The 14,122-nt window shown below is 72.9% G+C and carries 14 protein-coding genes; 7 read left to right on the plus strand and 7 right to left on the minus strand.

From position 1 onward, the window contains the following. Positions 1-26: 26 nt before the first annotated feature. The gene (locus ACRDTB_RS14085) at positions 27-797 is read left to right on the plus strand and encodes a hypothetical protein (protein WP_431430663.1); all 771 of its coding nucleotides are present in this window, start codon (positions 27-29) and stop codon (positions 795-797) included. 40 nt (positions 798-837) lie between these two features. On the opposite strand, the gene ACRDTB_RS14090 is transcribed toward ACRDTB_RS14085, so the two are convergent. Continuing rightward, positions 838-1,959: a site-2 protease family protein gene (locus ACRDTB_RS14090; protein WP_431430664.1), complete on the minus strand. Its 1,122-nt coding sequence runs from the start codon at positions 1,957-1,959 to the stop codon at positions 838-840. 121 nt (positions 1,960-2,080) lie between these two features. On the opposite strand from ACRDTB_RS14090, the gene ACRDTB_RS14095 reads away from it, so the two are divergent. Then, positions 2,081-2,959, plus strand: coding sequence for a RecB family exonuclease (locus ACRDTB_RS14095; protein WP_431430665.1), 879 nt, complete (start codon positions 2,081-2,083; stop codon positions 2,957-2,959). 60 nt (positions 2,960-3,019) lie between these two features. Beyond that, complete coding sequence (locus ACRDTB_RS14100; RefSeq protein ID WP_431430666.1) at positions 3,020-3,799, plus strand: thioesterase family protein; 780 nt, start codon at positions 3,020-3,022, stop codon at positions 3,797-3,799. On the opposite strand, the gene hisG is transcribed toward ACRDTB_RS14100, so the two are convergent. After that, positions 3,796-4,641, minus strand: a complete 846-nt coding sequence (hisG, locus tag ACRDTB_RS14105; RefSeq protein WP_431430667.1) for an ATP phosphoribosyltransferase — start codon at positions 4,639-4,641, stop codon at positions 3,796-3,798. The two genes, ACRDTB_RS14100 and hisG, sit on opposite strands and share 4 nt — an antisense overlap. 32 nt (positions 4,642-4,673) lie before the next feature. Then, positions 4,674-4,937, minus strand: a complete 264-nt coding sequence (locus ACRDTB_RS14110) for a phosphoribosyl-ATP diphosphatase (protein WP_431430668.1) — start codon at positions 4,935-4,937, stop codon at positions 4,674-4,676. Between the two features lie 99 nt (positions 4,938-5,036). Between ACRDTB_RS14110 and ACRDTB_RS14115 the strand changes: the two genes are divergently transcribed. After that, positions 5,037-5,306, plus strand: a complete 270-nt coding sequence (locus tag ACRDTB_RS14115; protein WP_431430669.1) for a type II toxin-antitoxin system Phd/YefM family antitoxin — start codon at positions 5,037-5,039, stop codon at positions 5,304-5,306. A 22-nt stretch (positions 5,307-5,328) separates the two neighbouring features. Here ACRDTB_RS14115 and ACRDTB_RS14120 read toward each other — a convergent pair whose 3' ends face one another. After that, a complete protein-coding gene (locus ACRDTB_RS14120; RefSeq protein ID WP_431430671.1) occupies positions 5,329-6,000 on the minus strand; it encodes an HAD family hydrolase in 672 nt (223 codons plus the stop codon). Further along, positions 5,997-9,560, minus strand: a complete 3,564-nt coding sequence (gene metH / locus ACRDTB_RS14125; RefSeq protein WP_431430673.1) for a methionine synthase — start codon at positions 9,558-9,560, stop codon at positions 5,997-5,999. Before metH ends, ACRDTB_RS14120 begins: the two co-directional genes overlap by 4 nt. Before the next feature lie 136 nt (positions 9,561-9,696). On the opposite strand from metH, the gene ACRDTB_RS14130 reads away from it, so the two are divergent. Genes ACRDTB_RS14130 through ACRDTB_RS14140 form a run of 3 tightly spaced genes read left to right on the plus strand, consistent with a single transcriptional unit; the run spans position 9,697 to position 12,103 of the window. Beyond that, positions 9,697-10,536 (plus strand): PAC2 family protein, encoded by an 840-nt coding sequence (locus tag ACRDTB_RS14130; RefSeq protein WP_431430698.1) that lies wholly within the window; start codon positions 9,697-9,699, stop codon positions 10,534-10,536. Between the two features lie 22 nt (positions 10,537-10,558). Next, positions 10,559-11,689: an MFS transporter gene (locus ACRDTB_RS14135; protein ID WP_431430674.1), complete on the plus strand. Its 1,131-nt coding sequence runs from the start codon at positions 10,559-10,561 to the stop codon at positions 11,687-11,689. A gap of 12 nt (positions 11,690-11,701) precedes the next feature. Then, a complete protein-coding gene (locus tag ACRDTB_RS14140) occupies positions 11,702-12,103 on the plus strand; it encodes a VOC family protein (RefSeq protein ID WP_431430675.1) in 402 nt (133 codons plus the stop codon). Here the strand turns inward: ACRDTB_RS14140 and ACRDTB_RS14145 are convergent. Both ACRDTB_RS14145 and mshC read right to left on the minus strand, forming a co-directional pair. After that, the gene (locus tag ACRDTB_RS14145; RefSeq protein WP_431430676.1) at positions 12,094-12,831 is read right to left on the minus strand and encodes a hypothetical protein; all 738 of its coding nucleotides are present in this window, start codon (positions 12,829-12,831) and stop codon (positions 12,094-12,096) included. The genes ACRDTB_RS14140 and ACRDTB_RS14145 overlap by 10 nt on opposite strands. A gap of 20 nt (positions 12,832-12,851) precedes the next feature. Next, on the minus strand, positions 12,852-14,090 hold the full coding sequence (gene mshC, locus ACRDTB_RS14150; protein ID WP_431430677.1) for a cysteine--1-D-myo-inosityl 2-amino-2-deoxy-alpha-D-glucopyranoside ligase: 1,239 nt from the start codon (positions 14,088-14,090) through the stop codon (positions 12,852-12,854). Positions 14,091-14,122: the final 32 nt, after the last annotated feature.

Genomic DNA, 14,122 nt, shown 5'->3' on the forward strand with positions numbered 1-14,122 from the left:
CAGCGCACCCGACCGTCGGGGGAGCCATGTCCTACCCGCCGCAACCGCCCGGTCCGCCGCCCGGGCCGTTCGATCCGCAGCAGCCACGAGGTCCGTACCCGCAAGACCCCTACCAGCAGCCGCCGGGGATGCCCGGTGGCTTCCCGCCTGGTCCGCACGGGGGCTTCCCAGCCGGTCCGCACGGGGGCTTCCCGGCCGGTCCGCCGCCGGCAAAGCCGAGGAAGGGTCTGATCGCCAGCCTGATCATCGTGGCGATCCTCGTCGTCGGCGGCGGGGGTGTCGCCGCGTACTTCCTGCTCAACCGCGACGACGACGGCGGTGGCGGGTCGGGCGGCGATGGCGCCGGGGACGCCCGCTCCACGGCCGAGTCCTACGTGCGGGAGTTCGAGAAGGCGCTCAACACCGATCTGGCGGACGTCGACCTCTCGGCGCTGAAGCCGCTAGCCTGCGCCGAGGACTTCACGGAGCTGGAAGGCTCGCTTCGCGACGCGCAGGCGGACGCGGAGGAGAGCGCCGAGTCCTCGCCCGACGTCGAAGAGGTCCGGATCGAGATGAGGGACTACGAGTCCACGTCCGACGGCGGCACGTTCACGCTGGTCCTCATCGAGGTCGAGGACGACAACAACGAGGAGACCAAGAAGATGACGGTCGCCCAGCAGGGCGACGGCTGGCAGGTCTGCGGCCTCTACGCCGGCGAGGAGGACGGCGGCGGTCAGGACGGCGGCAGCGAGGACGGCGGTGGCGAGGACGGCCCGGCGAACAGCGAGGTGCCGCCGAACCCGATCCCGACGACCTGACCTCCGGACCGCCGCGCTTCAGGCGTGTCTCGGCGGTGTCTCAGTGGTGCCCGGTCAGGCCGGCCCGCAGGTCCTCCCGCCGCAGCACGCCCGCCGGCCGGCCGTCGTGGTCGACCACCAGGAACTGCCACGCGGCGGTCTCCTGCACACGCTCGACGATGTCCTCCCCCGGCTCGGAGTCCAGGAGCACGGACTCCGGCCGGATCGGCTCGGCGGCCTGCTCGGCGGGTGCCATCGGGTTCCGCTCAGCCAGCCGCTCCGCGGCGTACGGGTCGAGCAGTCCGGCGGCCACCCCGTCCGCACGAACCAGCACCACACCGCGACCGGCCGCGGCGGCGAGCGCGTCGGCGACCGGGCTCTCCGCGGGCAGCTGCAGGATCGGCCGGGTGAGGTCGGCGAGCACGAGGCCCTCGGGCCAGCTCCGGCGCTGGTCGGCGGCCAGCTCGCCGCGCGCGCCGGACGCGACGAACCATGCGGTCAGCGCGCACACGCCCAGCCGCAGCCAGCGGTCCGGGCTGTCGGTGGCGAGCCCCCACAGCGCCCACAGCATCAGCAGCCCGGCGACCAACCAGCCACCGACCACGGCGGCCCGCGTACCGGTCCCGCGCTCGCCGAACACCGCCCACACGCCGGCCCGAAGCATCCGCCCGCCGTCCAACGGCAGTCCGGGCAACAGGTTGAACACGGCGACCGCGACGTTGGCCACCGCGCACTCGAGAACCAGCAGCCACACCGGCCCCTCGGCCGGCATGAACACCAACACGAACCCGCACAACCCGGCGAGCACGGCCGACACGGCCGGGCCCGCCGCGGCGATCACACCCTCGTGCGCGGGTCTTCGGGGGGTACGGGTGATCTCGGCGAGCCCGCCCAGCAGGAACAGCCGCAACCGCCGGACCGGGATCCCGAGGCGCAGCGCGACGACGCAGTGGCCGAGCTCGTGGGCCAGCACGGACGCGCCGAGCAGGATCGCGAACGCGGCCGCGAGCAGGATCGAGACCACCGCGGTCGCCTCCGGCAGGAACCGGTTGACCAGCGGCGCGTAGAGCACGATGACGGCGACCGAGCCGATCCACCAGGACGGCGAGAGGAGCACGGGCACGCCACGGAACCGGAACAGCAGCAGGCCGCCGTCCCGGTCCGACGTCCAGGTCGTGCTCACCATTGCAGGGTAGTGGTGACGGGTGTGGGGCGGTCGTGATGACCACGCCCCCGATCGGGGGCCTTCGACACGCGAGCCGAAGGCCCCCGGAGTGTCGGTGCCGTCGCCTAGGGTTCGTGCCATGACCGAGATCGCCGCGCTCCCCGCCGCCGCCGACGTCCCGGCGCCGCGGAGACCCGCGCTGTCGCCGTCGCGTGCCGGGGACTTCAAGCAGTGCCCGCTGCTCTACCGGTTCCGTGCGGTCGACCGGCTGCCGGAGACCCCGTCGCCGGCGCAGGTGCGCGGGATCGTGGTGCACGCGGTGCTCGAGGAGCTGTTCGGCCTGCCGGCCGCCGATCGGGTTCCGGACCGGGCGCACGCGCTGCTGGCGCCGGTGTGGCAGCGGCTGCGGGAGGAGCGGCCGGAGCTCGCGGAGCTGTTCGACGACGAGGCGGTCCTGACCGGTTGGCTCGAGTCCGCCGCGAACCTGATCGACGGGTACTTCACGCTGGAGGATCCGCGCCGGCTCGACCCCGAGGCGCGGGAGCTGCTGGTGGAGACCGAGCTGAGCTCGGGCGTGCTGCTGCGCGGGTACATCGACCGGCTCGACGTCGCGCCCACGGGCGAGATCCGGGTGGTCGACTACAAGACGGGCACCGCGCCGCGGGAGATCGGCGAGGCCAAGGCATTGTTCCAGATGAAGTTCTACGCGCTGGCCCTGTGGCGGCTGCGCGGTGTGGTGCCGCGCCAGCTGCGGCTGATGTACCTGGCCGACCGCCAGTCGCTCACCTACACGCCGGACGAGGCGGAGCTGACCCGGTTCGAGCGGACCCTCGACGCGGTGTGGCAGGCGATCCTGCGGGCCGGGAAGACCGGCGACTTCCGGCCGAACAAGAGCCGGCTGTGCGACTGGTGCGCGCATCAGGCACGGTGCCCGGCTTTCGGGGGCACGCCACCGGAGTACCCGGGCTGGCCCGAGCCGGACCCCGGCGAGGAGACCGCGTTGGACCGCGCCGACTGACCGCGTCTGTCTATCCAGGACTGATTCGCCCTCGTGGTGAACGTCGGCTAGCTTCCCGGCATGACCGACGCCTTCTACGAGCCACTCGGCGACGGCCGGTTCGCCTCGACGGTGCACGCCACCGGCCCGTGGTCACCGGGAACCCAGCACGTCGGCCCGCCGAGCGCGCTGCTGGTCCGCGCACTCGAGGCCCTGCCGCCGGCCGCGCCGATGCTGCTGGCCCGCGTCACGGTGGAGATCCTGGGCCCGGTGCCGGTGGCCGAGCTGACCGTGACGGCCGGCGTCGAGCGTCCGGGCCGGGCGGTCGAGCTGGTTGGCGCGGAGCTGTCCGCCGACGGCCGCAGTGTGGCGCGGGCGCGCGCGTGGCGGCACATCCGCTCCGACACCTCAGCGGTGGCGGTCGGCGTGGACGAGCCGCTCCCGCCGCCGGAGGCCGGAGAGCCGATGTACCGCCCGGAGGGCTGGGGCGCCGGCTACCTGGACGCGATGGAGTGGCGGGCACTGGCGGGCCACCTGGGCAAACCGGGCCCGGCGACGGTGTGGGCGCGGCAGGGCGTGGACCTGGTGGCGGGCGAGCGCCCGACCGGCCTGCAGCGACTGTTCGTGGTCGCCGACTCCGGCAACGGGGTGTCGAGCCGGGTGGACCCCCGCGAGTGGCTGTTCATCAACTCGGAGCTGACCGTCCACCTCTACCGCGAACCTGCCGGCGAGTGGATCGCCCTGGACGCCACGACCGCCATCGGCCCGGACGGGGTGGGCGCGGCGTTCACGGTCCTGCACGACGTCGACGGGCCGGTCGGCCGGGGCGCGCAGGCACTGCTCGTCCGCCCGCGACACTAGAGCCGGCAGGCGCGGATGTCGGAGGCCAGCACGGCCTTCGCGCCCAGGGCGGACAGGCGGTCCATCACCAGGTTGGCCTCGTTGCGCGGAACCATGGCCCGCACCGCGACCCAGTCCGGGTCCGCGAGCGGCGCCACGGTCGGTGACTCCAGGCCCGGAGTGATCGTGATCGCGCGATCGAGCAGCGTCTTCGGGCAGTCGTAGTCCAGCATCATGTACTGCTGCGCGAACACCACGCCCTGCAGCCGCACCGCCAGCTGTTCCTTCGCCGGCGAGCCGTCCGCGGCGTCGCCGGCCAGCAGCACGGCCTGCGACTCGCAGATCGGATCGCCGAACGCGACGAGGTTGTGCTGCCGCAGCGTCCGGCCGGACCCGACGACGTCGGCGACCGCGTCGGCCACGCCCAGCTGCACGGAGATCTCGACCGCCCCGTCCAGCCGGATGACCTCCGCGTCGATCCCGCGCGCGCCGAGGTCGGCGGACACCAGCCGCGGGTAGGACGTGGCGAGCCGCTTGCCGGCCAGGTCGTCGACCCGCCACTCGTGGTCCGCGGGCGCGGCGTAGCGGAACGTCGAGGCGCCGAACCCGAGGGAGAGCCGCTCGGTCACCGGCGCGCCGGAGTCCAGCGCCAGGTCGCGCCCGGTGATCCCGAGGTCCAGCTCGCCGGAGCCGACGTAGATCGGGATGTCCTTGGGACGCAGGAAGAAGAACTCCACGTCGTTGACGGGGTCGAGCACGGTGAGGTCCCGCGTCTCGTGCCGGCCGCGATACCCGGCCTCGGCGAGCATCTCGGCGGCCGGTCCGGCCAGCGCACCCTTGTTGGGCACGGCAACCCGCAGCATGGTCACTCCAAATGGGACTTCGGGAAATGGGCTCAGAGGTGCCGGTACACGTCGTCGAGGCTGAGGCCGCGGCCCAGCATCAGCACCTGCACGCGGTACAGCAGCTGGGACACCTCCTCGGCGAGGCGCTCGGTGGACTCGTGTTCGGCGGCGATCCACACCTCGCCGGCCTCCTCGAGCACCTTCTTCCCCTGCGCGTGCACCCCCGCGTCGAGCGCGGCGACGGTGCCGGAGCCCTCGGGCCGCAGCTCGGCCCGCTCGCGGAGTTCGGCGAACAACTCGTCGAACGTCTTCACGGGCCGATCCTTTCATCCCGCCACGAACGCCCGCGAACCGGAGGAGCATCACCGCGTCGAGCGATCATTGCCAGGCTCGCACTCGAATAACCTCAGGTCATGCGCTCGATGACCGCCACTGAGGCGGCGCGAGACTTCGCCGCCCTCCTCGCCGCCGTCGAGACCGGCGAGACGATCGTGGTCACCAGAGACGGCGCCGATCGCCCGCTTCGCACCGAGCGCACGGGTGTCGCGGACCGTATCGCCCAGACCACGGCGGCACGCTCACCCCCGCCCGAAGCCGTTGACGATCTCGAACGCGCGATCGCCGCCGGGCGTGTCCTTCCCACCACCGATACGGCCGCCCGATCGACGAGTTTCCTGGGCTGAGGACCGAGGTCGTGCGGCTGCACTAGCCCATCGCGGTCGTGAGGTCGGTGGCAGCCAGACCCTCCAGGGAGTCGCGGAACACCCGGCGCTCCCCCGGTTCCACCGGCACCTCGCACGGCACCACGACGACCGTGCAGCCGGCGGCAACCGCGGACGCCGTGCCGGTTGGGGAGTCCTCGACGGCCACGCAGGACGCCGGGTCGACGCCGAGGAGGCGGGCCGCCCGCAGGTACGGCTCCGGGTGCGGCTTGTTGTGGCCGTCGACCTCGTCGCCGCACACCGTCACGTCGAACAGCGCGCGGCCGATCGTGTCGAGGGCGATCTCGGTCAGCCCCCGCTCCGTGGACGTCACGAGCGCCATCGGGAAGCCCGCCGCACGGACCCCGGCCAGGGCGTCACGCGCGCCGGGCCGCCACGGCAGCGGGCCGCGCAACACCTCGGCCATCCGCCGGTCGAGCCACGCCGCGCCGTCGGCGAGCCGCTCCGCGCTCGGCTCGGCGATGCCGACCTCGGCGTAGAGCAGGTGCATGGTCGTCTTGACGTTCGTGCCGACCATGGCCTGCCGGGTGGGCAGCGACAACTCACCGCCCAGCTTCTCGGTCAGCTCGTACAGCGGGATGTCCCACAGCTTCTCGGAGTCCAGCAGCGTGCCGTCGAGGTCCCAGAGGACGGCGGCCGGGGTGGCGGGCGTCATGTGTTGAAGTACTTGGCTTCCGGGTGGTGAAGCACGATCGCGTCGGTCGACTGCTCGGGGTGCAGCTGGAACTCCTCGGACAGCTTGACGCCGATCGGCTCCGGGTCGAGCAGGGCGACGATCTTCTCCCGGTCCTCCAGGTTCGGGCAGGCGCCGTACCCGAGCGAGAACCGCGCGCCCCGGTAGCCCAGCCGGAAGAACTCCTCGACGTCGTCGGGGTCCTCCGCCGCGACCGCCGCGCCGGACGCGAACCGCAGCTCCTGGCGGACCCGCAGGTGCCAGTACTCCGCCAGCGCCTCGGTGAGCTGTACGCCCAGCCCGTGCACCTCCAGGTAGTCCCGGTAGGCGTCGGCGGCGAACAGGTCCTGCGCGTACTCGGCGATCGGCTGGCCCATCGTCACGAGCGTGAACCCGACGACGTCGACCTCGCCGGCGTCGAGCGCGAGCGGGCGCGGCCGGAAGAAGTCCGCCAGGCACAGCCGCCTCTCCTTGCGCTGCCGGGGAAAGGTGAACCGGAGGCGCTCGGCCGCGTCCGGCTCCGGCGAGGCGAGCACGACCAGATCGTCGCCGTCGGCCACGCAGGGGAAGTAGCCGTACACGACCCCGGCGTGCGCCAAAACGCCGTCCGTCGTCAGCCGGTCCAGCCAGTACCGCAGCCGCGGCCGGCCGTCGGTCTCCACCAAGTCCTCATAAGACGGTCCGGAGCCGCCGCGCGCGCCGCGCAGCCCCCACTGGCCCAGGAACGTGGCCCGTTCGTCCAACATGGACGCGTACTCCGCGAGTGACACGCCCTTGACGACCTGCCGGCCCCAGAACGGCGGCGCCGGCAGCGGCGCGTCGGTGGCCACGTTCGACCGCGCGGGCAGTGGTTCGTCGGGCTCCGCCGCGGCCCGCCGCGCGGCGATCCGCAGCGACCGCTGGCGGCGTGCCCTGCGTTCGGCGGCCTTGGCCCGCGCCTCCTCGTCGAGCGTGACCGCCCCGCCCCGCTTCGCGGCCATGATCCCGTCCATCAGCCGCAGGCCCTCGAAGGCGTCGCGGGCGTAGCGGACGTCGCCCGGGTACAGGTCCGTGAGGTCGTTCTCCACATAGGACCGGGTGAGCGCGGCGCCGCCGAGCAGCACCGGCCAGCGGGCGGCGACCCCGCGGGAGTTCATCTCCTCCAGGTTCTCCTTCATGATCACCGTGGACTTCACGAGGAGACCGGACATGCCGATCACGTCCGCGCCCTGCTCCGCGGCAGCGTCCAAGATCGTCGTGATCGGCTGCTTGATGCCGAGGTTGACGACGTCGTAGCCGTTGTTGGACAGGATGATGTCGACGAGGTTCTTGCCGATGTCGTGCACGTCGCCCTTCACCGTGGCGAGCACGATGCGGCCCTTGCCGTCATCGTCGGCCTTCACCATGTGTGGCTCGAGGTAGGCCACCGCGGTCTTCATCACCTCGGCCGACTGCAGCACGAACGGCAGCTGCATCTCCCCCGAGCCGAACAGCTCGCCGACGGTCTTCATGCCGGACAGCAGCGTGTCGTTGATGATCTCCAGTGCGGGCCGCTCCGTGAGCGCCGCGGCCAGGTCGTCGTCGAGGCCGTTGCGCTCGCCGTCCACGATCCGCCGCTCCAGCCGCTCGAACAGCGGCAGCGCGGCGAGCTCGGCCGCCCGAGACTCGCGCGCCGAGGTCACGGTCGCGCCCTCGAACAGCTCCATCAACTTCCGCAGCGGGTCGTAGCCCTCGCGGCGGCGGTCGTGGACGAGGTCGAGGGCGACCTTGCGGTGCTCGTCGGGGACCCGCGCCATCGGCACGATCTTCGACGCGTGCACGATCGCGGTGTCGAGCCCGGCCTGCACGCACTCGTGGAGGAACACCGAGTTCAGCACCTGCCGGGCGGCGGCGTTGAGTCCGAAGGAGACGTTCGAGACACCGAGCGTGGTCTTCACGTCCGGGTAGCGCCGCTTGAGCTCACGGATCGCCGCGATCGTCTCGACCGCGTCACGCCGGGTCTCCTCCTGGCCGGTGGAGATCGGGAACGTCAGCGTGTCGACGATGATGTCGTGGACCCGCATGCCCCAGTTGCCGACGAGGTCGTCGATGGTCCGGCTCGCCACCCGAACCTTCCAGTCGGCGGTGCGAGCCTGGCCCTCCTCGTCGATACACATGACCACGACCGCGGCGCCGTGCTCACGCACCAGCTCCATCGTCCGCCGGAACCGCGACCCGGGGCCGTCGCCGTCCTCGTAGTTGACCGAGTTCACCGCGCACCGCCCGCCGAGCCGCTCCAGCCCGGCACGCAGGACGTCCGGCTCGGTGGAGTCGAGCATGATCGGCAACGTGGACGCCGTCGCGAACCGGCCGGCGAGCTCGGCCATGTCCGCCGCGCCGTCGCGGCCCACGTAGTCGACGCACAGGTCGAGCAGGTGCGCGCCGTCGCGGGTCTGCGCGCGGGCGATCTCCACGCAGTCCTCGAACCGGCCCTCGAGCATCGCCTCGCGGAACGCCTTCGAGCCGTTCGCGTTGGTCCGCTCGCCGATCATCAGCACACTCGCGTCCTGCGCGAACGGCACCGGCTGGTACAGCGACGATACGCCGGGCTCGCTCCGCGGCCGCCGGTTCGCCGGTGTGGCGTCGCGTACGGCCTCGACGACCTGGCGGACGTGCTCGCCGGTGGTCCCGCAGCAGCCGCCGACGAGCCGCGTGCCGAACTCGGTCACGAACCCGGCGAGCGCGGAGGCCAGCTCCTCCGGCGTCAGCGGGTAGACGGCACCGTTCGGGCCGAGCTCGGGCAGACCGGCGTTGGGCATGACCGAGACCGGGATGCGGGCGTGCTTGGCCAGGTGCCGCAGGTGCTCGCTCATCTCGGCCGGGCCGGTGGCGCAGTTGAGCCCGATGAGATCGACGCCGAGCGGCTCGAGCGCGGAGAGCGCGGCGCCGATCTCGGTGCCGAGCAACATGCTGCCGGTGGTCTCCACGGTCACCTGGGCGATGATCGGCACCCGCCGGCCCTCGTCGGCCATCGCCCGCCTCGCGCCGAGGATCGCCGACTTCGCCTGCAGGACGTCCTGGCAGGTCTCGACGATCACCGCGTCCACGCCGCCGGCGAGCAGCCCGCGGACCTCGGTGAGGTAGGCGTCGCGCAGCGTGGGGAACGTGACGTGGCCGAGCGTCGGCAGCTTCGTGCCGGGCCCGACCGAGCCGAGCACGAACCGGGGCCGGCCGGGCTCGGCGAACTCGTCGGCGACCTCGCGGGCCAGCCGGGCCCCGGCCTCGGCGAGCTCGAAGATCCGCTCGGCGATGTCGTACTCGGCGAGGTTGGCCAGGTTCGCCCCGAACGTGTTGGTCTCGACGGCGTCCGCGCCGGCCTCCAGGTAGCCCCGGTGCACGGCCCGCACCACGTCCGGGCGGGTCACGTTCAGGATCTCGTTGCAGCCCTCCAGCCCGGCGAAGTCGTCGAGGGAGAGGTCGGCCGCCTGCAGCATGGTCCCCATCGCCCCGTCGGCGACGAGCACCCGGTCGGTCAATGCTGCGAGGAACCCGTCGAGTTGCCCGAAGTCGGCGTCCGCTGGCATGCGACCCAGCCTACGATCCCCCGCCACCCGGCACGGGTCGTAGGCTGGCCCGGTGACCGATCCGGACCAGCAGCCGACGAACCAGCCGCCACCAGAGGAACCCGACGAGCCCGCGGAGGACCTCGTGGAGCCCCTCATGGTCTGCGCCTTCGAAGGCTGGAACGACGCGGGTGACGCGGCAAGCGCCGCCATCGAGCACCTCCAGCTCGCGTGGAAGGCCACCGCGCTGGCCGAGATCGACCCGGACGACTACTACGACTTCCAGGTCACCCGCCCGACCGTCCGCCTGGTGGAAGGGGTGACTCGGCGGGTCGAGTGGCCGACCACCCGGCTGTCCGTGTGCCGCCCGCCCGGCGCGAGCCGCGACGTGGTCCTGGTGCACGGCATCGAGCCGAACATGCGGTGGCGGAGGTTCTGCGACGAGCTGCTCGACCACATCGACCAGCTGGGGGTGACCACGGTGGTGACGCTGGGCGCGCTGCTCGCCGACACCCCGCACACCCGCCCGGTGCCGGTCACCGGGACCGCCTACGATGCCGCGTCGGCCGCCCGGTTCGGGCTGGAGCGCTCCCGCTACGAGGGCCCGACCGGCATCGTCGGCGTGCTGCAGGACGCCTGCGTGCAGGCCGGTGTGCCGGCGATCTCCATCTGGGCCGCGGTACCGCACTACGTCTCCCAGCCGCCGTCGCCGAAGGCCACGCTCGCGCTCCTGCACCGGGTCGAGGAGGTCCTCGACATGGAGGTGCCGCTCGGCCAGCTGCCCGACCAGGCCGAGGAGTGGCAGCAGACGGTCAGCGAGATGGCCGCCGAGGACGAGGACGTACGCAACTACGTGCGGGCGCTGGAGGAGCGCGGCGACGCGGAGACCACGCTGAACGAGACCAGCGGTGACGCGATCGCCGCGGAGTTCGAGCGGTACCTGCGGCGCCGCCGCCCGGGCGGGCCCGGGCGCGGGCCCACCGGTCCCGGCGCCTAGCGGCCGCGGCGCGGGACACTAGGTGATCGACCGCCGCCGCCTCGCGGTAGCGGGCGTGTACGCGGGCGGGTTCCTCGGACCGTTCGGCGGCGGGGTCACCGCGGCCATGCTGCCCGAGCTGGGCGCGGACTTCGACGTGTCGGCACCGGCCGCGTCCGCGACGATCACCGCCTACCTCATCCCGTTCGCGACGCTGATGCTGATCTCCGGCACGCTCGGCGCGCGTTGGGGTCTGCGGCGCAGCGTGCTCGGGGCGTACGTCGTGTCGATCGCCGGCTCGGCGGTGTGCGCGGCGTCGACGACGTTCCCGCTACTGCTCGCCGGCCGGGGCGTGCAGGGCGTGGCGAACGCGTTCACCACGCCGCTGCTGCTCGCCACGATCGCGGCGACGACCCCGCGCGAGCGGCTCGGCCGGGCCCTCGGGCTGTTCGCGTCGCTGCAAGCCGCCGGGCAGACCACGGCACCACTGCTGGGCGGGCTCGCGGCGGAGGCGACCTGGCGCCTCGCGTTCGTCGGCGTCGCCGTGGCCGCCGCGGCGCTCGCGGTGATCGGGCTGCCGCCCTCGGCGCCGAGCCGGGCACGGGAGCCGGCGCGGCTGCGGGCGGCGTGGCGGCCGGACGTGCTGCGGGCGGCGGCGGTGGCGCTCGTCGGCTGGGGCTGCCTCGGCGGGCTGACGTTCCTGGTCGCGTTCCGCTCCGACGACGGGTTCGGCCTGAGCGCGGGCGCACGCGGGCTGCTGCTGACCGCGTTCGGCGTGGTCGGCATGTTGACCGCGCGCCTGGTCGGCCGGCTGTCCGAGCGGACGGGTGCCCGGACGGTGGCGCTCGTCGGCGGGTTGGCCGGCGCGGTGCCGGTCGCCCTGATCGGCGTGGTCCCGTGGCTGCCGGCGCTCACGCTGCTGTGGGCGCTCGCCGGGTTCTTCGCACAGTTCCTGCAGGTCGGGCTGAACGCACTGGCGCTGACCGGGACGGGCTCGAACCCGGCCGGCGCGGTGTCGGTGGTGCAGGCGTTCCGGTTCGTCGGCGCGGCGCTGTCGCCGGTCGCGTTCACGCCGGTCTACCACGTGTCGGCGGTGGCCGGGTTCCTGCTGCCGGCGGCGCTGCTCGCCGTGGTAACGCCGCTGGCACTGCTCACCCGCCGGCCACCGCACTAAGCTCCGGCGGCGATGCCCGGGTTCTCGAAGGTCTCGCACATCTCGTTCTCGGCACGCGACGCTGCCGCGAGCGCGTCGTGGTACCGACGGGTGTTGGGCTTCGAGCCGCTCGACGAGTTCCGCGGCGCGCACTGGGTCTCGGTCCTGGTGATCCACCCGGCGACCCGGCTGATCGTCGAGCTCCAGCAGCACGACGCGAACGCGGGCGAGGAGTTCGACCCGCGGCGGACCGGGTTCGACCACCTCAGCCTCGTGGTCGACAGCCGCGCCGAGCTGGACGAGTGGCTGGCGCACTTCGCGCGGCTGGGCGTGCGGCACTCGCCGATCGCGGACCTGGACGGCCGGTCGCTGCTGTCCTTTCGCGACCCGGACGGAATCCAGCTCGAGCTATACCACCGCCCCGATCACCCCTGACTCGTCAGCGGGACGGCCGCGTCCGCGCGGTGACGGTCCCACGGTTGCCAGATCCGGCGTCGGTCAAGGAACTCGATCAGCTCGTCGAGCGCCTTCTCCGCCGGGACGAACCGCGGCGAGCGTTCCCGGCTCGCGATCACCGCGTCGATGTCGGCCAGCACCGGGTTCATCCACCGGGCGAAGCGCGGGTCGTCGTCCAGGCGCTCCCGGAACACCGGATACGAGACGCACCGCGGCGGGCCGTCCCCGGTGGCCGCTGTGTCGATCATCAGCTCACCGATGGCCTCCTGCGCGCCGCCAAGGATCAGGAACCGGAGGTCACCGGAGGAGTAGTCGCTCAGCACGCCGCGCACCGCCCCGAGGCGTTCGACCAGGTCCCGGTTTCGCCGCCGACTGCCCAGGTCCAGGAAGCGCACCTCCTGCGCCATGATGTGCACGACGCCCAGGTAGCGCGCGATCCGGTACAGGCTCTCGTAGCGCGCGTAGTCCCGGAACCGCTCCGAGTCACGGAACTGCGGGAACTCGTTGAGGTGGGCCACGTTGCCCAGCCTCGTCCGCACGGAACCGGCCGCCTGCAGCAGCGTCTCGCTGTAGCGGCTCGCCCGGTGCCGCAGCCGAGCCCGCCGGTGTGACACGTTCCTGCGGTGCTCGAAATACGCGCCGAGCCCGACCGTGACGACCGCGCCGGCGACCGAGACCGCCGCCGCCAGTATCGAGACGGTGTTCATGATCCGGACCCTATCGGGCCTCAGACGGCGACTCCGAGCAGCGAGTCGACCGCGTCCCGGAGGCGTGCGGGAGCCGAGTGATCACCGCCCTCACCGGCGAGCGCGGCGTCCGCCCAGGCGTCGACCGCCCGCAGGGCCTGCGGGGTGTCGAGGTCGTCGGCCAGGTGGTCGCGCAGGCGGGTGATCGTGTCGGTCGCGTCGGGGCCCGTGTCGCGGGCGAGGGCGGCGCGCCAGCGAGCGAGGCGCGCCTCGGCGTCTGCGAGCACGTCGGCGGTCCACGCGCGGTCGGCGCGGTAGTGGCCGGACAGCAGGCCCAGCCGCACCGCCATCATGTCGACGTGGTCGGCCCGCAGCCGGGACACGAACACGAGGTTCCCGCGCGACTTGGACATCTTCTCGCCGTCCAGGCCGATCATGCCGGCGTGCGCGTAGTGCCGGGCGAACGGGTGCTCGCCGGTCAGCGCCTCGGCGTGCGCGGCGCTGAACTCGTGGTGCGGGAAGATCAGATCGGACCCGCCACCCTGCACGTCGAAGGTCATGCCGAGCCGGTTCAGCGCGATCACGCTGCACTCGACGTGCCAGCCCGGCCGCCCGGCGCCCAGCTCCGACTCCCAGCTCGGCTCGCCCGGCCGCGCGCAGCGCCACAGCAGCGCGTCCAGCGGGTGCCGTTTGCCGGGCCGCTCCGGATCGCCGCCGCGCTCGGCGAAGTACCGCGCCATCGTCGGCTCGTCGTAGTTCGACACCGAGCCGAACCGGCCGGACCCGTTGTGGTCGAAGTAGATGTCCGGGTACCGCTTGTCGTCGGCCCGGTAGGCCACTCCGTCGGCGAGCAGCTTCGCGACCGTCTCGACGATCTCCGGGATCGACTCGACCGCGCCGAGGTAGTCCCGCGGCGGCAGCACCCGCAGCGCCGCCATGTCCTCCCGGAACAGCGCGGTCTCCCGCATGCCGAGCACGACCCAGTCGTCCTGGTCCCGCTCGGCGCGCTCCAGGAGCGGGTCGTCCACGTCGGTCACGTTCTGCACGTAGTGGACCTCGTGTCCGTTATCCAGCCACAGCCGGTGCACGAGGTCGAACGCCAGGTACGTGGCGGCGTGCCCGAGGTGGGTGGCGTCGTACGGCGTGATCCCGCAGACGTACATGGTCGCGGTGGCGCCGGGCGTGGTCGGGCGAATCTCGCCCGTCGCCGTGTCGTGCAGCCGAAGCGGACGCGGCGTGCCGGGGACGCGCGGCACCGGTCGGGATGGCCAGCTCTGCATGAGTTCGACATTAGCGGCAGCCGCGGTGTGAG

The sequence above is a fragment of the Actinophytocola sp. genome (genome assembly GCF_050699935.1).
Lineage (GTDB): Bacteria > Actinomycetota > Actinomycetes > Mycobacteriales > Pseudonocardiaceae > Actinophytocola.